This is a genomic window from Rhizobium sp. rho-13.1, assembly GCF_007000305.1.
In the GTDB taxonomy this organism is placed as follows: domain Bacteria; phylum Pseudomonadota; class Alphaproteobacteria; order Rhizobiales; family Rhizobiaceae; genus Rhizobium; species Rhizobium rhododendri.
On sequence record NZ_SCFL01000002.1, the window covers coordinates 677,158 to 695,786 of the forward strand.

Below are 18,629 nucleotides of genomic sequence, written 5' to 3' on the forward strand. Positions count from 1 at the left end.
TCGTGGCGGCCGATGTAAAGTCCCGGGTAAGGTTTGAGGTCGATAATCGGGAAGATTCGAAAACGGTCTCGAGTGTAGACTTCAAGGTGCGCGTAGATGACATCGACCTATCTGAGCTACACGCTCGATACAAAGAACATGACGTCGACCCTTGCGCGCGTTGCCTCCCAGCCGACGACGAAGCGGGAGGTCGATTACTACAATGCCAATATCGGCAAGGTGAAAACCGTCGACGACCTGATGGACAACTACCAGCTCTACAGCTACGCGATGAAGTCGTACGGGCTGGAGGACTTCACCTACGCCAAGGCGTTCATGAAGCAGGTACTGACCAGCGACCTCAGCGATAGCAGCAGCTTTGCCAATCGCCTGAACGACCCGAAATACAAGGCGATTGCCGCAGCATTCAATTTCGGCGCTTCTACCGCGACGACGGCGCAGTCGAGCGATACCCTGACGACGATGTTCGGTTCGACGTCGACATCGACTTCGTCCGACACGACGGATGCCGCCATCGGCCTCTACCAGCAATCCTTTACGGACGAAGAAACGGCGGCAAAGACTGCGAGCGACGCCTATGACGCGGCCATCGGCTCGGTCAAGAATGTCGACGACTTCCTCAGCGATACCGATCTCAGGGACTATGTGCTGAAAGGCTACGGCATCGACCCGACCAATATTTCGAACAGCTTCCTGAAGTCGATGCTGACCAGCGACGTGTCGGATCCGAACAGCTTCGTCAACGTCAACGGCAGCGCCGCCGACAAGGCGATGGCGGCGCAATTCAGCTTCAATGCCGACGGATCGATCGCCACCACCACGCCGGATGCGGACAAGAGCTACTACGAGGCCAATATTGGCACGATTACATCGGTGGACCAGCTGGTGTCCGATCCACGCCTGTTCGACTACGTCAAGACCGCCTACGGCATCGACCCGTCCCTTACGGGCGCGAAGTTCGTGGCCTCCGTGAAGGACCCCGCAACCGCTTCGGATAACGGACTGACCAGCGTGCTCACAGAGTTCAATTTCGGCAGCGACGGCACTGTCGCAACGGGCGCGTCTGCCCAGACCGCCGACCAGATCAGTACCACATCGACAAACTACGCCGCCAACTATACCAGCCAGATACAGACGTTCAGCCAGAAGGCTGCCGTCATGGAGGCCTACAACACCACCGTCCCGTCATTCGTCACCTCCGTCGCCGCAGCTGACGACGCTGCCTACTACAAGGCGCATATCGGCTCGGTGACGTCAGTCGAAGAGCTGACCTCGGATACGCGCCTGTTCGACTACGTCAAGATCGCCTACAACCTGCAGTCGCTGGATGCGCAGGCGTCGGACAACACGCTCAAATACGACCTCGAGACATCGGTGGAAGACCCCACCTACGCCAAGCTCGTCGGCTTTTCGGGCGTGGTCGCCCAGTTCAACTTCCAGTCCGACGGGACGGTGGCCTCCGGCACCGTGGCGCAAACCTCCACGCAACTGGCTGCAGCGACCACGGCATTTTCAGCCAACTACCAGTCGGAGCAGACCACCGCCGAGGCGGATGCCGTGGCGAACTACGAGACGCGTATCGCCAAGGTCAAGAATATCAACGAGTTCTTCGCCAGCAATGCGACGGCTGACTCCAGCACAGCCAACGATAATCTGCCTGAACTCTACCAGATGGCGCTGCGCTCCTACGGGATCGGCGAAAACGAGATATCCAAGGCGCAGATGAAGAAGATCATGGAGAGCGATCCCTATGATCCGAAAAGCTATGTCAACACGCTGAAGGACGATCGCTTCGTCAAGCTCGCCAAGGCTTTCAATTTCGACAGCGCCGGCACGATCAAGCCGCAGGTGACGGCGCTCTCGACGACTCAGGTCAACAGCTACATCTCCGAATATTCAACCGAGACGCGACGCGGATTGACGGGTTCGGCACTGACGGCGGCAACGGCCACCGTCAAGAAGGATGCCACCTACTTTACCACTAACATCGCCAAGGTGACGAGCGTTTCAGACCTTCTGGCCGACCCGAAGTTGACCGACTTCATCCTCAAGGCCAGCGGTATCGATCCGAAGAAGGTGACAACAGACACGCTGAAAAAGGCCTTTGCGTCGGACCCCGACAATTCGAAAAGCTTCCTCAACACCACCGCCGGTGCCCAGTTCAAGGACATCGTCGAAGCTTTCAATTTCGGCACCAACGGCACCATGGTCGATACCAAGCTTGGCAGCGCCCAGAACAAGGGCGCGCTCGACGCCACCAACGAACTCTACCTGCACCAGACCCTCGAATCGCAGGAAGGCGACAACAACCCCGGCACGCGCCTTGCTCTCTATTTCCAACGCCAGGCACCGAATATCAATTCCGTCTACGACATCATGTCCGACACGGCACTCTATTCGGTCATCACCACCACTTTCAGCCTGCCGAGCGCGATTTCGTCGATGAACGTCGACGATCAGGCGGCGCTGCTGAAGAAATTCGTCAACGTTGACGATCTTCGCGATCCGACGAAACTTAACAAGCTGCTGGAGCGCTTCTCGGTCGAATACGATCTGCAGAACAACGCCGGCAGCACCTCCTCGTCGGCACTTTCGATCCTCCAGGGGTCCTCGAAGTCTATCGGCATCAGCGCCGATACGCTGCTCTCCATCGCCCAGCTTTCGACCTCCTGATCGCAACGGAACGCCCGCGTCGACTGCGCGTGCCGCAGTCGACGGCGCCCGGCTTCGCGTCGGTGGAGGCTAAAATATTTATCTGTCCAAGCCAGCCAAAAAGCCCGCAAAACATGCGTTTTTGCATCCAGCCCTTCAAACTGCCGCCAATTCGGAAGGAACTTATTAACCGTCCCTGGCCTATTCGATTGGGGTAGCTATCGGCCAATCAATGACTGGATTGCAGGTCTTATGCGTTTTTCCAAAACCAACTTTTCCAACGGCGAAACGGATTTCCAGCGGGACGTCCATGCCGACGCCGAACGTGCCGAAGCGGAACTGCGGGAAGCCCGGCAGATCGCCGAGCGCCGGGCCTACCTGGAGCAAAAGCTGATCCAGGCGCGCGAAGCCAAGCGCCGATCCGAGATCGCCCACCAGCAGCGCGCCGACCAGCTGAAGGCGGCGCAACTGCGCCAGCCACAGGCGACGCCCGTCGCTGCTCCGGATGCAGGCCTTTCCCCGACCGGCCGTACAAACATGCCGCTGGTCCCACCACTGGTACCGGCCGATGCCGTGCAGGATTGGCAGACCGCCTTTTCGCTGGCACCGAATGTCCGTTTCACGCGGACACCCGAAAGTCTGATCAGCCGCAAGAAATCGCCGGACTCGGACGTTAACGAGACGGAGCAGACCATCCAACAGACCGCAGTCAAACAAGCCACCATCAGCCCCGAGGCACCAGCAACGTCGCAAGCTGCCGAGGTTGCAACACCGAGCGCACAAACGCCGGGCCATATCGAGAAGCCGCGCCCTGCTGCGCCGATGCCGTGGAACAACAGGCTCGTCGAGGATATCTTCACGCCGGCATCCACGCCTGTTCCGCCGCTGACTGCCTGGCAGCGCCAGCCCGTCGCCGTGGTGCCGCAGGCACAGCTGGCCTCGCATCTGGCTAACCTGTCCGACTTCGCCTTCTGGGACGTCATGCCCTTCGACGGCGAACTCGCTCCACCCGTAGCAGCAGCGGCACCGGCCTTCGTTGCGCCGCCCATGTCCGCTCCACCGACGGAGACGGCGCAACAATCGGCGACATCGCTCTACCGAATCATCGACTGGCAGCCCTCCGGTCGCGCAGCCACACCGGCGCCGGTCGTGCCAGTGCCGGAGGCTGCAGCCGTCCAGCCGAACGAAGTCGCCGAGCCTATCGTCCTGACACCGCTGGCGCCAGCAACCGTTGCCGCACCTCCGGTCGTCGCTGCCGTCGTTTTGCCCAAGCCAGCCACAGTTGCAGCCCCGGCAAAGCAGGTCCCGGTCGCGCAGATCGTTGCTCCCGCCCCGAAGGCTGGCGTCGTCGACGCTGCGCCGAACCGCCGCATTCCCGTTTCCACCCGCAGCGACCGCCCCGTCAGCCCTGCGCCGATGGAATGGCGCCCGGTTTCCATCAGCAGCGACGGTGAGTACGAACTGCCGCCGCGCGAACTACTGCAGGAACCGCCGGAACGCGTCGGCGTGATCATGACCCAGGAAGCCCTGGAGCAGAACGCCGGCCTTCTTGAAAACGTGCTGGAAGACTTCGGCGTCAAGGGCGAGATCATCCATGTTCGCCCCGGTCCGGTCGTCACCCTCTATGAATTCGAGCCGGCCCCCGGCGTCAAATCCTCGCGCGTCATCGGTCTTGCCGACGACATCGCCCGCTCCATGTCGGCGCTGTCGGCCCGTGTCGCCGTCGTGCCCGGCCGCAACGTCATCGGCATCGAACTGCCGAATGCAACGCGCGAAACCGTCTACTTCCGCGAGATGATCGAATCGGAAGATTTTGCCCAGAGCAGCTTCAAGCTGGCGCTCGGCCTCGGCAAGACCATCGGCGGCGAACCCGTTATCGCCGAACTTGCGAAGATGCCGCATCTGCTCGTCGCCGGCACCACCGGTTCCGGCAAGTCCGTCGCCATCAACACGATGATCCTGTCGCTGCTCTACCGCATGACGCCGGAAGAATGCCGCCTGATCATGGTCGATCCGAAGATGCTCGAACTGTCGGTCTATGACGGCATTCCGCACCTGCTGACCCCCGTCGTCACCGATCCGAAGAAGGCCGTGCTGGCGTTGAAATGGGCCGTGCGCGAGATGGAGGATCGCTATCGCAAGATGTCGCGCCTCGGCGTCCGCAACATCGATGGCTACAACGCCCGCGTCGCCATTGCCCGTGAGAAGAACGAGACGATACTCGTCACCGTCCAGACCGGTTTCGACCGCACCACGGGCGCACCGACGGAAGAGAGCCAGGAACTCGATCTGGCCCGCATGCCCTACATCGTCGTCATCGTCGACGAGATGGCCGACCTGATGATGGTCGCCGGCAAGGAAATCGAAGGCGCCATCCAGCGTCTGGCGCAGATGGCCCGTGCCGCCGGCATCCACCTGATCATGGCGACGCAGCGCCCGTCGGTCGATGTCATCACCGGCACCATCAAGGCCAACTTCCCGACCCGCATCTCCTTTCAGGTGACCTCGAAGATCGACAGCCGCACGATCCTCGGCGAGCAGGGCGCAGAGCAACTGCTCGGCCAGGGCGACATGCTGCACATGCAGGGTGGCGGCCGCATCTCGCGCGTCCACGGTCCCTTCGTATCCGACGAGGAAGTCGAGAAGGTCGTGGCCCACCTGAAGATGCAGGGCCGCCCGGAATATCTGGATACGGTCACTGCCGGTGAAGAGGACGAGGAAGAGGAAGAAGACGGCGGCGCCGTGTTCGACAAGAGCGCAATGGGGTCCGAGGATAGCGACGACACCTACGAGCAGGCGATCAAGGTCGTCATGCGCGACAAGAAGTGCTCGACATCCTACATCCAGCGCCGCCTCGGCATCGGCTACAACCGCGCCGCCTCGCTCGTCGAGCGCATGGAAAAGGAAGGCCTCGTCGGCCCCGCCAACCACGTCGGCAAGCGCGAGATCATTTCCGGCAACCGCAACGCCACGCCGATGCCGCCGCAAGACGACATGGATTGAGCAACAGGCGGCGGCGCGCCTGCGTCGCCGGCCGCTAGACCAACACGACCTTGCCGGGGTTCATGATCCCGGCAGGGTCGAAGCTTTTCTTGATCCGGCGCATCAGTTCCATTTCGATCTCCGGCCGGATCGATGCCAGCTCGTCCCGCTTCAACTGGCCGATGCCGTGCTCCGCCGAGATCGAGCCCTCGTGTTTCAACACCAGCCCGTGGACGATCCGGTTCATCTCGCGCCAGCGGCCGATGAATTCCGCCTTGTCGGCGCCGACAGGCTGCGAGATGTTGTAGTGGATGTTGCCGTCGCCCATGTGGCCGAAGGCGCAGATGCGGGCGCCTGGCATCGCCGCCATGACAGCTTGCTCCGCCTCGTGCATGAATTCAGGGATCTGCGACACCGGCACCGACACGTCATGCTTGATCGAGCCGCCCTCGGGCTTCTGGGCGCCGGACATGCTTTCGCGCATGTGCCACAAGGCCTTCTGCTGCGCCTGCGAGCTGGCGATCGTCGCATCCTGCACCAGCCCTGCCTCAAAACCCTTTTCCAGCAGCGCCGACATCATCCGCTCGGCAGTTTCGGCTGAATCCGAGGTGGAGATGTCGATCAGCACATACCAAGGGTGAACGGTCTCCAGCGGATCGCGCACGCCATCGATATGACGGACGGTGAACTCGACGCCGATGCGCGGCATCAGCTCGAAACCGGTCAACGCCGGGCCGCAAAGACCCGATGCATTCCTGAACAGCGACAGCGCATCCTCGACCGACCGTAGGCCGGCAAAGGCCACCTGGTGGCCAAGCGGCTGCGGAAACAGTTTCAGCACCGCGCCGGTGATGATGCCGAGCGTTCCCTCCGCGCCGATGAACAGGTCGCGCAGATCATAGCCGGTATTGTCCTTTTTCAGCCGCCGCAGCCCGTTCCAGATCTCGCCGGTTGGCAGCACGACTTCAAGGCCTAGGCAGAGCTGGCGCATGTTGCCATAGGCAAGCACCGCCGTGCCGCCGGCATTGGTGGCGAGATTGCCGCCGATCCGGCATGAGCCTTCCGAACCCAGCGACAGCGGAAACAGCCTGCCGCAATCCTCTGCCGCCTTCTGCACATCGGCAAGGATGCAGCCGCCATCGACCACCATGATGCCGGCAAAGGCATCGACCTCGCGAATGCGGTTCATCCGTTCCAGCGAGACGATCACATCGGCGCCGTTATCGCGCGGCGTCTGGCCGCCGACGAGGCCGGTATTGCCCGTCTGCGGCACGATCGCCGTTCCCGTTTCCGAGGCAAGCTTCAGGATGGCCGAGACCTCTTCGACCGAACCGGGCTTCAGCACCAGCGGCGAGGCGCCATGATAGAGCCCGCGATTTTCGACGAGGCGGGGGGCGATGTCGGCCGCCTCGCGCAAGACATGGGCAGCGCCGACGATGGCGGCAAAGCGGTCGAGCAGGGCGGGAGAGGGGGTGGCCATGCGTGCTGGTCCTTGTCTTGCAGTCGGAAACTCTGGTCTAGTCGCGGGGTGCTGCGGCGCGGCGCAGCCGGTCGTTGATCGCTTCGCCGAGGCCGTCTTGCGGGATGGTGGTGAAAGCCATCCCGATAACGCCGATGGCATCTGCACGTTTCATGAAGTCGAAAAGATTGGCTGCAGCCTCGGTGAGATCGCCGGAGGGGCTGAGGTTGAAAATGACGGACGCTTCCTCCTCGCCAGCCACCGGGTTGCTTCCGAAGCGGATCAGCGCCTCGCCGGCGGTAACCTCGGTGGCGTCCAGCCGGACCATTGCATGCGGCGCGTAGTGGGATGCCATCATGCCGGGGGCCTCTATCGCCGGGCTAGCGCCTTCCTTGCGCGTCAGTGGAATGCCGGCCACGCGCTCTATATCTTCCGCCGCCAGCCCGCCCGGACGCAGCAATCGCATCCCGCCGCTATCGATCTTGACGATCGTCGATTCGACACCGACGTCGCAGGCGCCGCCATCGAGAATGAGCTCGATCTTGCTGCCGAGATCGGACTCGACATGGGCAGCGCTGGTGGCGCTGATCCGGCCGGAGGTGTTGGCACTCGGGGCCGCCAGAGGTCGGTCGAAGGCACGGATAAGGTCGGCGGCGAAGCCATCGGGAACCCGGATGCCCACACTGTCGAGGCCGGCGGTCGCCAGCGCGTGGATGTTGCTTTCCGGTTTCAACGGCAGCACCAGCGTCAGCGGCCCCGGCCAGAACGCTTCTGCCAGCTTGCGCGAGATCGGGTCGAACACCGCGTGCCGCTCCGCCATGGCAAGATCGCTCATGTGGCAGATCAGCGGATTGAAGCTCGGCCGCCCCTTGGTCTGGTAGATACGTGTGATCGCCACCGGATTGGTGGCGTCGGCGGCAAGCCCATAGACGGTCTCGGTCGGCAACGCGACCGGAAACCCGTCCGCAAGCAAGGCCGACGCCCGAAAAATCGCGCCGTCCCTGTCGTGGAAGATGTCGATAATCTCTGCCATGCGCGACCCGTTTCCTGATCGATCTGTCCTTAGGCCTTTCCGGTGGTGGAGGGCAAGTGCCACGAGGTCGCCGGGTCGTTCGAACCGCGACGGTCGCTCTAATCCTGGAACCCTCGCCAACAGCCATCAAGCAAATTTGATAAGGTGAAGCCCAATGCCGCCTTGCTGGTCGCAGCAATGATCCCAGCATGGATTTCACCAGATGCTTGATCCAAGCTGCCTCAGAGGAACAATCACAATGAACCGGCATACAGGCGATTTCGTCGTAACGGGCAATGCCGTCATCCGTAATGAGATCAGCGGCGTCACCTACGTGAAGCCGGGCGCCAACCTGGTTTCACGCGGCAGGCTATCGGGCGGACTGATCATCGAAGCCGGCGGAAACGCCGTCATTTCCGGCGAGGTGGGTCGCAATCTGCTGAATGAGGGAAATCTGGTTCTCAAAGGCCATGTCGCCGGAAAGCTCATCGGGCAACGGCGCTGTTGTGATGCAATCCGGCGCCACCGTAGCCGGCAACGATCTTCCTCCTGAAAATGTCTCCCACGGTTCAGCGGCTTAATCGAGGGCGACAGGCTAGGCTCACCTGCTCGAAGCAAACGCATCAAGCGCGAGCCGCATTTCCTTTCTCGACATTGGGCCGCCGTGGCCTTCCTGTTCGATAATGAGCAATCTGCTGTTTGGCCAGGCTTGATGCAGCCGCCATGCCGTTACGAGCGGTCCGCTGAAGTCTCGGCGACCGTGGATCAGAACGGCGGGGATATGCTGGATCGAGTCCATCCTTTCAAGAATAGTATCGCCGCCCCGCAGGAAGCCGTCATTTGCCCAGTAATGGGTGACCAGAGTTGCAAAGTTTGCTGCACGTATTTCGTCGAAGCGCCGGGGATGCGGTGCCCAGTTCGGATCGAGGGAGACATGCGTGGACTCCCAGTCGTTCCAGCAACGAGCGGCGGCCCTGCGATCGTCCGCGTCCGATGAAGCAAGCCTGCGTGCGTAGGCGTCGACGGGTCGCTCGGTTCCGGTGCGCCCGGAGGCTCGTTCGAACTGATCCCAGGCTTCCGGGAACAGGCACCCGACACCTTCGGTAATCCAGTCGACTTCTGCGCGGCTCGTCGTCGTGACTGCCATGAGAACAAGCTCGGAAACCCTGGCCGGATGCGACTGCGCATAGGCGAGTGCCAAAGTCGAACCCCAGGAGATCCCCGCGACCAGCCAGCGTTCCACTGCAAGATGGTGCCGCAGCGCCTCGATGTCTCTTATCAAGGCCTGTGTGGTGTTTCCGGAGAGTTCGTTCAGATCGTCGATCGCCAGCGGCCGGCTGCGCCCGCATCCTCTCTGGTCGATACCGATAAGGCAGTATCCTGCGGGATCGAAGAGCTCACGGTAGCTCCCCGAGCCGAGGCCGCTGCCCGGTCCTCCGTGCAGGTAGAGGGCGCACTTTCCGTCGGGGTTTCCCGATTTCTCCCAGTAAATCTCGGTCTTGTCGTCAACCTTCAGCAGGCCGTGGTCCAGCAGATTGCCTATCGGGTCGCTCATGAGGTTGTAGTCCGGGGTCTTGAAGAGGCTTTCCGAGTTCGACGCGGCCTGGGCGGCGCGGTCGCTCACCCAAGGCACCTACGCCGCCGCCGCTCAAAGCTGGCGAATGATGTCGCGGAGTTGTTCGTTGCGGGCGCCAAGCAGCAGGACGTTGCGGATTGCCGTTTGCGGATCGACGGTGCGAAACAATACGCCGTTGCCGCGCACGGCGCGGTTGATGCCAAGAGCCTTGTCATCGCTGCTCTGCATCTGCTCGACAGCGACCGCGAAGTACATGCGTGGATGCCGCTGGTCGATCTTGACGAAGCTGGCCTCACTGTCGTCGATCTCGGCGTAGAAATTGGCGATGTAGAAGGCCCAGCTGACATTCTTGTATTCGGCAAACTGCGTTCGTGACGCCGTCACGTGGCAGTAGCCGAGGTGCGGCCTTTCGGCGAGTGTCCGGTGAAAGACCAGTTTTGGAAATTGGATCGACCTGTGGAAGCCGTTCAGCCGCTCGTGCGTCTTTTCGCCGGCGGCCTGCAGACGGAGTGCGGTGCGCTCGGCGACGGCATCGTAGCTGAGATAGCGCCGGTCTTTTTCCCGCCTGTCCTTTTCGCGCGTGATGCGGCCGGTCCGCAGGAACTCGCTGTGGATGGCAGCCGGGGCTGGCGGCTGGACTGCGGCTTCTGCCTTGGCATCGAAATATCTGAGCTTGGCCATGCTGCGCGCTCGCGGTTCAAAATCGTACCTGCAGGCTACGCTGTCATCGTTAAGAACGCATGAAATCGCCTTCGCTACGGTGCTCCGCCCGCTATCTCCGGCTAAAACGTATTTGCGGCGTGCCAAGCGCCTTTATGTCGCAAACAGGCATTTGCTACCAGGCCGGTTTGAATGCGGAAGCGGTGCGTCTCCGTCCTCTATCCTCCATCGGTCGTAAACGCTTGTTCTGCAATGCATGCAGTCCCCACCGATGCGTATCTCGGGCGGCTTTTCCGCTGTCGTCAATTTCCGTGCTTATGTCGCATAGAAGCCACGTCGTAATCGGGCGCGATGTTTATATGGAGAAAGGTCGCAGGAGACCGTCCGCAAGAAGCGTTTTTCTGGCGGCGCGGTCGAAAACGGCAGGAGGTCGGGGTCGGTAAAACGCCTCTGGTCGCAAGTCCGGAAAGGCGGCATGATGTTTCGTCAGGCGAATCTCGTGCTGGCGCGGTGTTTGAGGCAATGCGTTTTGAAATGGGCCGCAGTCGGCGGTCGAAAGGTCACAGGGCAGGCCGATCTCGGCTCGCTCCTATCATTTTATCCCGCTGGTCGGCGATAGGCACGAGGACATCAGGATGGATATTCGCAACACGATGCTGCGGCAGCTGAAGAACCGCCGCGAGGGATTCAGCCTCGAGCAGCCCTTCTATATCGATCAGGATTATTTCAAGATCGATATGGAGATGATCTATTATCGCGACTGGCTGTTCATGGGTCATGATTGCGAGGTGCCGCGTGCCGGCAACTACATCACCGCCCAGGTCGGCGAATATCCTATCGTCATCGTCCGTGGCCGCGACAAGGTCATCCGCGCTTTCCACAACAGCTGCCGCCATCGCGGCTCGCGCGTCTGCTCATCGGATCGCGGCTCTGCAGCCAAGCTCGTCTGTCCCTACCATCAGTGGACCTACGATCTCGACGGTTCGCTGCAGTTCGCCCGCCAGATGGCCGACAGCTTCGACAAAAGCCAGTACGGCCTGAAGCCTATCCATTGCGAAAGCGTGGCCGGCTATATCTTCATCTCGCTGGCGCAGACCGCACCTGACTTCCAGCCCGTTCGCGACAGCATCGCCCCCTACATGATGCCGCACCGCTTGAGCGAATCCAAGATCGCCTTCCAGAGCACCATCATCGAGAAGGGCAACTGGAAGCTGGTCTGGGAAAACAACCGCGAGTGCTATCACTGCGCCGCCAACCACCCCGAGCTCTGCCGTACCTATCCGGAAGCCCCGACTGCAACCGGCGTCCAGGGCGCCGGCGACGATCCGGTTATCGCTGCCCACTGGGCGCATTGCGAGGCCGGCGGCCTGCCGAGCGAGTTCAAGATGGACCCGACCGGCCAGTTCCGCGTCGCCCGCATGCCGCTGATCGAGGGTGCCGAGAGCTACACCATGTCCGGCCAGCGCGCCGTCAAGAAGCCGCTTTCGGACGACGTCACCATGAGCAACATTGGCACGATGCTGCTGTTCCACTATCCGTCCACCTGGAACCACATGCTGGTGGACCACGCGATCTCCTTCCGCGTGCTGCCGCTCAACGCCGAGGAAACCGCCGTCACAACCAAGTGGCTGGTCCACAAGGATGCGGTCGAGGGCGTCGACTACAATCTCGAGGAACTGACCCACGTCTGGACCGAGACCAACGACCAGGACCGCCGCATCGTCGAGGAAAATGCTTTCGGCATTCACTCCCCGGCCTATGAGCCCGGTCCTTACTCGGAGCTCCATGAAGGTGGCGTCGCACAGTTCGTCGAATGGTACGCCGATTTCATGACGAGCCGGCTGCAGGGCGAGCAGGCCAAGCTTTCGGTCGTGGCCTGAGCATGAGCGTAGCGGGAACAGCGCGTCACCTTCACCTCGACCAGATGCAGCCCTGGAGCGACAGGCAGCACCTGCTCGAATGCCTGTCGGTGACGCCGGAGGCGCCCGATGTGATGACCTTCACGTTCCGCTCCGACAAGGACAACTGGTTCCGCTATCTGCCGGGCCAGTTCGTCACGCTGGAACTGCCGGTCGGGCCGGAGCCGCTAATGCGGACCTACACGCTGTCGTCCACCCCGACGCGGCCGTTTTCGGTCGCCGTCACCGTCAAAGCGCAGAAGGACAGCATCGGCACGCGCTGGATGTTCGACAACCTGAAGCCTGGCATGCGTATCCGCGCCTTCGGGCCGCTCGGCGATTTCACCCATATCCGCCATCCCGGCGAAAAATACCTGTTCATCTCGGCCGGTTCCGGGATCACGCCGATGATGTCGATGACGCGCTACATGAGCGATGTCGCACCGCTTTCCGATATCTCGTTCATCAATTGCGCTCGTGGCCCCTCGGAAATCGTCTTCCGCTCGGAGCTTGAATATCTCGCCCGTTTCATGCCCAACCTCAATCTCGGCTTCATCGTCGAGGAGCGCGGCCAGATGGAGCTGTGGTCCGGCCTGCGCGGCCGCATCGACAAGGCGAAGATCGCGCTGCTTGCCCATGATTTCCTCGACCGCACTGTGTTCTGCTGCGGCCCCGACATGTTCATGAACTTCGTCAGCTCCAGCATCGAGGCTGCCGGCTTCGACATGAGCCGCTACCACCAGGAAAGCTTCCGCCCGGCCTCTGCCGATCTCGAGCCTGAACCGGCCGTGGGCGCGGACGGCGAGGTCGCGACTTCGATCCGCTTCACCATGGCCGGCAAGGATGTGGCCTGCGCGCCCGGCCAGACCATCCTGCAGGCCGCCCGTGGCGCCGGCATCCGCATCGGTGCCGCCTGCGAATCCGGCCTCTGCGGCACGTGCAAGGTGATGAAGCTCTCCGGCGATGTCGAGATGAACCATAATGGCGGCATCCTCGACGACGAGATCGACGAGGGCTACATCCTCGCCTGCTGCTCTCGCCCGAAGACGGACGTCCAGATCGAAGCCTAAGCGCAAAGCTCGTCAGAAATCCTGATAGTTCAGCGCGGTGACCTGCATTTTCGCTGCCGGGCCCGGTGCCGATGCCAGCATCGACGGTGTATCGATGCGCGGCGGCACGAGCTCTCCCTGCGGCCATATCCTTGCCAGCTGCGTCTTGGTCATCGATGCCATGTTCACATCGATATCCGGTAAAGTCCCGGCCACGCGGTACGGGCAGCGGCGCGTGGAGCAATTGTCGGCGGAGGAGAACTGCCACATCGCATAGTCAGTCCAGTTGCCGAGCGGAAACGTGCCTTCGACGTCGGGCTTGTAGCGCGCGTACCAGAGCGGCAGGCGCGACAGGATCTGGTAGTCGCTGCGGTGGTCGGCGATGAATCTCGCGACCACATCGTTGGCATAGAGGATCGGGTAGCGCCCGGTGCGCTCCTTGATATGGATCGCGAAGATCTGGGCGTCGGCCGGCGACATGAACTGTTGCGGATCTAGCCCGTCGATGTCGAGCACCATAAGCTCGTCCGCCTTCGGGTCGGCGTAATCGAGGAAATGGTTTGCCTGGTCGATGGGGTTGCCGGGACGGCCGAGGTGGTAGGCGCCCCACAACATGCCGTTCGATTTGGCGATGAGCCGCCGGGTGCGAAAGAGCTCGCGGCTGACGGCATATTTGCGCCACATCGTCTTGCAGTGACCGACCGTATCGCCGGAATGGTCGCTCGTTTTGCAGGCGTAATCTTCCGGCAATCCATCGGAGGCCTTCGAGACAAAACCACTGATGCGCGTGTCCTGCAGCAGCGCATCCCAGTCGATGCTGTTCAGCTCGTAGGCGTCTATGATGAGCGCGTGTTCGGGATCGTTCCAGGGCTGGCGTTCGCCGGCCAGCGCCAGCCTGTTTTGCGCCGGCAGCGCCAGGATCAGAAGAGAACCGATAATCAGGTTGAGAACTGTTCGCTTTCCCATGGTCTGTCAAGGGTAGGCGCATATGGTTAATGCGCCGTTAAGGGTTGCATGCTGCCCCGGCTGCGGGTGTGTCGGTGGGCTGAATTTGGAACTTTCCGCCCACAAGTTCGTTTATCGACACCAGATTTACGGATTGGAGACGAAAATGTTCAAGATACGTACCAGAGCCGTCACGCTCGCTCTTGCAGCAGCAGTTGCTGTAACGAGTTTTACCCCGTCCTTCGCGCTGCCGATGCCATCCGTATCGGCGGCCCAGCCAGCAGTTTCCGGCGCGGCGTCTTCTGATGTCCAGCAGGTGCAATACTGGCGCCATCGGGGCGGCGGCTACTACAGAGGCGGCTATGGACGCGGTTACTACGGCGGCTTTCGCGGATACCATGGATACCGCCACGGCTACCGTTACCACGATGGCTACTGGTTCCCTCTGGCAGCCTTCGGCGCCGGTGCGCTGATCGGCGGCGCTATCGCCAGCGAGCCTCGCACCTACGCGCGCCCCGCGGCTGGCATCAATCCACGCCATTACGAGTGGTGCGCCAACCGCTATCGCTCGTATCGTGGCTACGACAACACCTTCCAGCCGAACCACGGCCCACGCCAGCAGTGCCTGTCGCCGTTTTATTGATAGCCATGTGATCAGACTGCAAAGTGCCCGGTTAACAGCCGGGCATTTTTCATGCGCTACAGAATGCGAACCCGCCTCAGCAGCCACCAGGCGAGCAGGATGGACGCTCCGATGATCGCGACCGCATAGGCAGTCCCGTGCTCGCTGCTGGCAAAGGGCAGGGCGGTTGTGTTCATGCCGAAAAAGCCGGTTACCAGCGTTGGCGGCAAGAGGAAGGCCGTCATCAGCGACAGGATGTAGAGATGCCGGTTCGTCTCCGAGGAGAGCTTCGAATCGATTTCCTCGTGCAGCAGTCGCGCCCGCTCCTGTAGCGCGTATACATCGTGGTCCACAGTCTCCAGCCGCGTCGTCAGCCGCCCCGCCACGTCGTCGAAACCATCGGGCATCTCGTCGTCGTCGGAAGCCGCTGCCCGGCGCATGAGAGACAGGATGGTGCGCAGGTGCCGATGGACGCGGACGATGGTGCGCCGTACCGGAGCCAGCCGCCGCCGCTCGTCGCGAAAAGTGGCATCGTAGACCACGTCTTCGATCTGGTTCATTTCCTCCGTGGTCTCGATGACCAGCGCGATCAGCGTCCGCTGGAACTCGACGACCAGCGCCTCGAAGATATCCAGCGGCCGATGAAAGCGCGCCGGGTTCTTTTCGATGGTGGCGCGCACCCGCTCGACGCTGCGCAAGGGCTGCAGGCGCGTGGTGATGATGAAGCGCTCGGAGATGGCAAAGTGCAGCCAGCCGATGTCGCGCGTATCCTGGTCGAAATCGAGCTGGAAATCCACCAGCGTGCCGAAGATCACCTTCTCGTCGACGGTGATGGTCGCGTGCGTATCATGCGTCGTCAGGGCTTGACGCATATCGTCGGTAAGGCCAGGGAAGTCTTCCAGAAACGCAGCGACACGGGCATCGACGAGATTGAGATGCAGCCAGACGAAGCCCTCCAGCGACATGAGGGCAGAGCGTTCGATGGTGTCGGGGAGGCGCTCGGATTGACCTCTATCGGGCGAAAGGTGGTGTGCCCAGACAAAGCCCGGGATGGTCGGATTGAATATTGTCGTCATGCTGCATCGCCGTTTAAGGTAAACATGTGCATAGGCCCTGCTTGTGACAGCTTCTTAGCAGCTGCGCGACCCACCTGCAGGAAAAAACGCCGGCCGGAGGTGGTCGGCAGCATCGGCATGATCGGGAGGAGACCGAATGTACAAGGCGCCTGTCGCGGAAATCGCGTTCACGCTTCGCCACGTGGCCGGGCTGGACCAGGCCATCGAAATTGGCTCGGTCGGTGATCTCAGTGCCGATCTCGCCGACGCCATCCTTGAGGAGGCAGCCCGCTTCACCGACAACGAAATCGTACCGTTGGCGGCCATCGGCGACACCGAGGGCGCGCGACTGGTCGACGGCGTAGTCGTTCTCCCCAAAGGCTGGCCGAAACTCTATCGCGACTGGGCGGCCGGCGGCTGGAACGGCCTGACGGCATCGCCGGAATTCGGCGGTCAGGGTCTGCCGCAAATGCTGAATGTCGCCACGCTGGAAATGTGGAACGGCGCATCGATGGCCTTCGGCCTGGCGCCGACGCTGACGATGGGCGCCATCGAGGCCCTGTCGGCCCATGGCAGTCCGGCGTTGAAGGATCGTTATCTCGCCCGCATGATCTCCGGCGAATGGACCGGCACCATGAACCTGACGGAGCCGCACGCCGGCTCCGACGTCGGGGCGCTGACCAGCCGTGCAGAACGCCACGAGGACGGCAGCTACCGCATTTTCGGCCAGAAGATCTACATCACCTGGGGCGATCACGACGCCGCCGACAACATCATCCATCTGGTACTCGCCCGGTTGCCCGATGCTCCCCCGGGCACGCGGGGCATATCACTGTTCCTGGTGCCGAAGTTCCTCGTCGGGGCGGACGGGTCGCTCGGTGCCCGCAACGATCTCTTCTGCCACTCGCTAGAGCACAAGCTCGGCATCCATGGCTCGCCGACCTGCACCATGATCTACGGCGATGGCAGGTTAGGCGAGACGCCCGGCGCCATCGGCTGGCTGGTCGGCGAGGAAAACCGGGGTCTCGCCTGCATGTTCACGATGATGAACAATGCGCGGCTCGCCGTCGCCATGCAGGGGGTCGGTGTCTGCGAAGCCGCCACGCAAAAGGCCGTCGCCTATGCCCGCGAGCGCCGGCAGGGGCGGGCGGCGGGACATCATGGTGGATCGATGAGCCCGATCGTCGATCATCCCGATGTCGCCCGCATGCTGCTGACGATGAAGGCGCTGACACAGGGTGCCCGCGCCATCACTTACGCCTGCGCCCACGCGATCGATCTTTCCCATGCAGGCATGGACACAAACCATTGGCGATCCCGTGCCGCGCTGCTCACCCCCATCGCCAAGGCCTTTGCCACCGATTGCGGCGTCGACGTCGCCTCGCTCGGCATCCAGGTGCATGGCGGCATGGGGTATATCGAGGAGACCGGTGCCGCGAGGCTTTGGCGCGACGCCCGTATCGCGCCGATCTATGAGGGCACCAACGGCATTCAGGCGATCGACCTCGTCACCCGCAAGCTGCCGCTGGACGGCGGCCAGGCTGTGCGCGGCTTGATCGGCGAACTGCAGGCGATTTGCGAGCGTGTCGCGGCCTCTGGATTGCCGCTCTTCGGGGCGACGGCGGACAGGTTGCGAATGGCGATTGCGGATATCGAGGCCGCAACCGAATGGCTGTTGTCAGCGCAGGCCGGCAACCGCATCGAGGAGGCGCTTGCCGGCGCGACACCCTATCTGCGGTTGTTCGGGCTGGTACTATCAGGCTGCTATCTCGCCAAGGGAGGGATGGCCGTGGCCGACGACGGGGAGGGTGAGGCGCGCATCGCACTTTGCCGCTTTGCTGCAAAAAACCTGCTCCCTGAGACCGCAGCGTTGAAAGACCAGGTGATGCGCGGTGCTGACAGCCTCATTGCCGCGCGCGCCCTGCTGACATGACCTGTTAAATGAGGAGCCATTCATGACGGACCATATCCTGATCGAAACCCCGGAAGCCATGCCGGATGTCCGGGTGCTCCGCTTCAACCGGCCGGAAAAGAAGAATGCCATCACCCGCGCCATGTATGCTGCCATGACCGAGGCCCTGCAGGTGGCGAGCGCGGAGGCAAGCGTTCACGTCGTCGTCTTCCTTGGGCAACCCGGATGTTTTTCCGCCGGCAACGACATGTCCGACTTTCTGGCCTTTGCCATGGGGGGAGCGATGGGCACGGAGGTGCTCGATTTCCTCAACGCGCTCGCCGGCTTCGACAAGCCGCTGGTCTCCGGCGTCGATGGCATGGCCATCGGCATCGGCACGACAATCCATATGCACTGCGACCTGACGCTGGCGTCCGGACGCAGCATGTTTCGTACGCCCTTCGTCGATCTGGCGCTGGTGCCGGAGGCAGCCTCCAGCCTCATCGCGCCACGGCTGATGGGATACCAGCACGCCTTCGCGCTGCTGGCCGCCGGAGAACCGCTAACGGCGGAAGAGGCACGGCGCGACGGGTTGATCTGGAAGGTCACAACAGAGGAAGCTCTCGAGGAGGAGACACTGGCGGTCGCGGCAAAACTGGCCGCCAAGCCGCCCGGCGCCCTGAAAATCGCCCGCGACCTGCTGCGCGGCCATCAACAGGATATCACGGCGCGGATCGCCGAGGAGGCGGGCTATTTTGAAGCGCAACTGCGCACCGCAGAAGCCCGAGCCGCGTTCGAAGGCTTCTTCAAACGCTGAGCCAGGACGAA

Annotated in this window: 14 protein-coding genes; 8 read left to right on the forward strand and 6 right to left on the reverse strand. The window is 62.2% G+C overall.

Going from position 1 to position 18,629, the window contains the following annotated elements:
* The first annotated feature begins 96 nt into the window (after positions 1 to 96).
* Positions 97 to 2,673 (forward strand): DUF1217 domain-containing protein, encoded by a 2,577-nt coding sequence (locus tag EQW76_RS09705; RefSeq protein WP_142824160.1) that lies wholly within the window; start codon positions 97 to 99, stop codon positions 2,671 to 2,673.
* Positions 2,674 to 3,189: 516 nt separating this feature from the next.
* Positions 3,190 to 5,655, forward strand: coding sequence for a DNA translocase FtsK (locus EQW76_RS09710; protein ID WP_244615293.1), 2,466 nt, complete (start codon positions 3,190 to 3,192; stop codon positions 5,653 to 5,655).
* Positions 5,656 to 5,689: 34 nt separating this feature from the next.
* Here the strand turns inward: EQW76_RS09710 and EQW76_RS09715 are convergent, their stop codons facing one another.
* A complete protein-coding gene (locus EQW76_RS09715) occupies positions 5,690 to 7,114 on the reverse strand; it encodes an FAD-binding oxidoreductase (protein WP_142824162.1) in 1,425 nt (474 codons plus the stop codon).
* A gap of 37 nt (positions 7,115 to 7,151) precedes the next feature.
* Complete coding sequence (locus EQW76_RS09720) at positions 7,152 to 8,126, reverse strand: L-threonylcarbamoyladenylate synthase (RefSeq protein WP_142824163.1); 975 nt, start codon at positions 8,124 to 8,126, stop codon at positions 7,152 to 7,154.
* Positions 8,127 to 8,364: 238 nt separating this feature from the next.
* Between EQW76_RS09720 and EQW76_RS09725 the strand changes: the two genes are divergently transcribed.
* On the forward strand, positions 8,365 to 8,658 hold the full coding sequence (locus EQW76_RS09725; protein WP_142824164.1) for a hypothetical protein: 294 nt from the start codon (positions 8,365 to 8,367) through the stop codon (positions 8,656 to 8,658).
* 48 nt (positions 8,659 to 8,706) lie between these two features.
* On the opposite strand, the gene pip is transcribed toward EQW76_RS09725, so the two are convergent.
* Positions 8,707 to 9,729, reverse strand: coding sequence for a prolyl aminopeptidase (gene pip, locus EQW76_RS09730; protein WP_224128082.1), 1,023 nt, complete (start codon positions 9,727 to 9,729; stop codon positions 8,707 to 8,709).
* Between the two features lie 24 nt (positions 9,730 to 9,753).
* Positions 9,754 to 10,362 carry a DUF6656 family protein gene (locus tag EQW76_RS09735; protein ID WP_142824165.1) on the reverse strand — a complete coding sequence of 203 codons (609 nt, stop codon included), beginning with the start codon at positions 10,360 to 10,362 and terminating at the stop codon, positions 9,754 to 9,756.
* A gap of 614 nt (positions 10,363 to 10,976) precedes the next feature.
* Here EQW76_RS09735 and EQW76_RS09740 point away from each other — a divergent pair.
* Both EQW76_RS09740 and EQW76_RS09745 read left to right on the forward strand, forming a co-directional pair.
* Positions 10,977 to 12,221, forward strand: coding sequence for an aromatic ring-hydroxylating dioxygenase subunit alpha (locus EQW76_RS09740; protein ID WP_142824166.1), 1,245 nt, complete (start codon positions 10,977 to 10,979; stop codon positions 12,219 to 12,221).
* 2 nt (positions 12,222 to 12,223) lie between these two features.
* Entirely contained in the window at positions 12,224 to 13,309 is a 1,086-nt protein-coding gene (locus EQW76_RS09745) for a hybrid-cluster NAD(P)-dependent oxidoreductase (protein ID WP_142824167.1), read from the forward strand.
* A 12-nt stretch (positions 13,310 to 13,321) separates the two neighbouring features.
* Here EQW76_RS09745 and EQW76_RS09750 read toward each other — a convergent pair whose 3' ends face one another.
* Positions 13,322 to 14,254, reverse strand: coding sequence for a GH25 family lysozyme (locus EQW76_RS09750; RefSeq protein WP_142824168.1), 933 nt, complete (start codon positions 14,252 to 14,254; stop codon positions 13,322 to 13,324).
* A 145-nt stretch (positions 14,255 to 14,399) separates the two neighbouring features.
* Here EQW76_RS09750 and EQW76_RS09755 point away from each other — a divergent pair, with 145 nt between their 5' ends.
* Positions 14,400 to 14,876 (forward strand): BA14K family protein, encoded by a 477-nt coding sequence (locus EQW76_RS09755; protein WP_142824169.1) that lies wholly within the window; start codon positions 14,400 to 14,402, stop codon positions 14,874 to 14,876.
* Positions 14,877 to 14,932: 56 nt separating this feature from the next.
* Here EQW76_RS09755 and EQW76_RS09760 read toward each other — a convergent pair whose 3' ends face one another.
* Positions 14,933 to 15,931: a transporter gene (locus EQW76_RS09760; protein ID WP_142824170.1), complete on the reverse strand. Its 999-nt coding sequence runs from the start codon at positions 15,929 to 15,931 to the stop codon at positions 14,933 to 14,935.
* 136 nt (positions 15,932 to 16,067) lie between these two features.
* Between EQW76_RS09760 and EQW76_RS09765 the strand changes: the two genes are divergently transcribed.
* On the forward strand, positions 16,068 to 17,843 hold the full coding sequence (locus EQW76_RS09765) for an acyl-CoA dehydrogenase (RefSeq protein WP_142824171.1): 1,776 nt from the start codon (positions 16,068 to 16,070) through the stop codon (positions 17,841 to 17,843).
* A gap of 22 nt (positions 17,844 to 17,865) precedes the next feature.
* Positions 17,866 to 18,618 carry a crotonase/enoyl-CoA hydratase family protein gene (locus tag EQW76_RS09770; protein ID WP_142824172.1) on the forward strand — a complete coding sequence of 251 codons (753 nt, stop codon included), beginning with the start codon at positions 17,866 to 17,868 and terminating at the stop codon, positions 18,616 to 18,618.
* The last annotated feature ends 11 nt before the right edge of the window (positions 18,619 to 18,629 follow it).

Bases quoted from the DNA above. Each gene is read 5' to 3' on its own strand.
- EQW76_RS09725 (WP_142824164.1), top strand. From the start codon at position 8,365: ATGAACCGGCATACAGGCGATTTCGTCGTAACGGGCAATGCCGTCATC.
- EQW76_RS09770 (WP_142824172.1), top strand. From the start codon at position 17,866: ATGACGGACCATATCCTGATCGAAACCCCGGAAGCCATGCCGGATGTC.
- EQW76_RS09760 (WP_142824170.1), bottom strand. From the start codon at position 15,931: ATGACGACAATATTCAATCCGACCATCCCGGGCTTTGTCTGGGCACAC.
- EQW76_RS09715 (WP_142824162.1), bottom strand. From the start codon at position 7,114: ATGGCCACCCCCTCTCCCGCCCTGCTCGACCGCTTTGCCGCCATCGTC.
- EQW76_RS09745 (WP_142824167.1), top strand. From the start codon at position 12,224: ATGAGCGTAGCGGGAACAGCGCGTCACCTTCACCTCGACCAGATGCAG.
- EQW76_RS09705 (WP_142824160.1), top strand. From the start codon at position 97: ATGACATCGACCTATCTGAGCTACACGCTCGATACAAAGAACATGACG.
- EQW76_RS09755 (WP_142824169.1), top strand. From the start codon at position 14,400: ATGTTCAAGATACGTACCAGAGCCGTCACGCTCGCTCTTGCAGCAGCA.
- EQW76_RS09750 (WP_142824168.1), bottom strand. From the start codon at position 14,254: ATGGGAAAGCGAACAGTTCTCAACCTGATTATCGGTTCTCTTCTGATC.
- EQW76_RS09735 (WP_142824165.1), bottom strand. From the start codon at position 10,362: ATGGCCAAGCTCAGATATTTCGATGCCAAGGCAGAAGCCGCAGTCCAG.
- EQW76_RS09720 (WP_142824163.1), bottom strand. From the start codon at position 8,126: ATGGCAGAGATTATCGACATCTTCCACGACAGGGACGGCGCGATTTTT.
- EQW76_RS09765 (WP_142824171.1), top strand. From the start codon at position 16,068: ATGTACAAGGCGCCTGTCGCGGAAATCGCGTTCACGCTTCGCCACGTG.
- EQW76_RS09710 (WP_244615293.1), top strand. From the start codon at position 3,190: ATGCCGCTGGTCCCACCACTGGTACCGGCCGATGCCGTGCAGGATTGG.
- EQW76_RS09740 (WP_142824166.1), top strand. From the start codon at position 10,977: ATGGATATTCGCAACACGATGCTGCGGCAGCTGAAGAACCGCCGCGAG.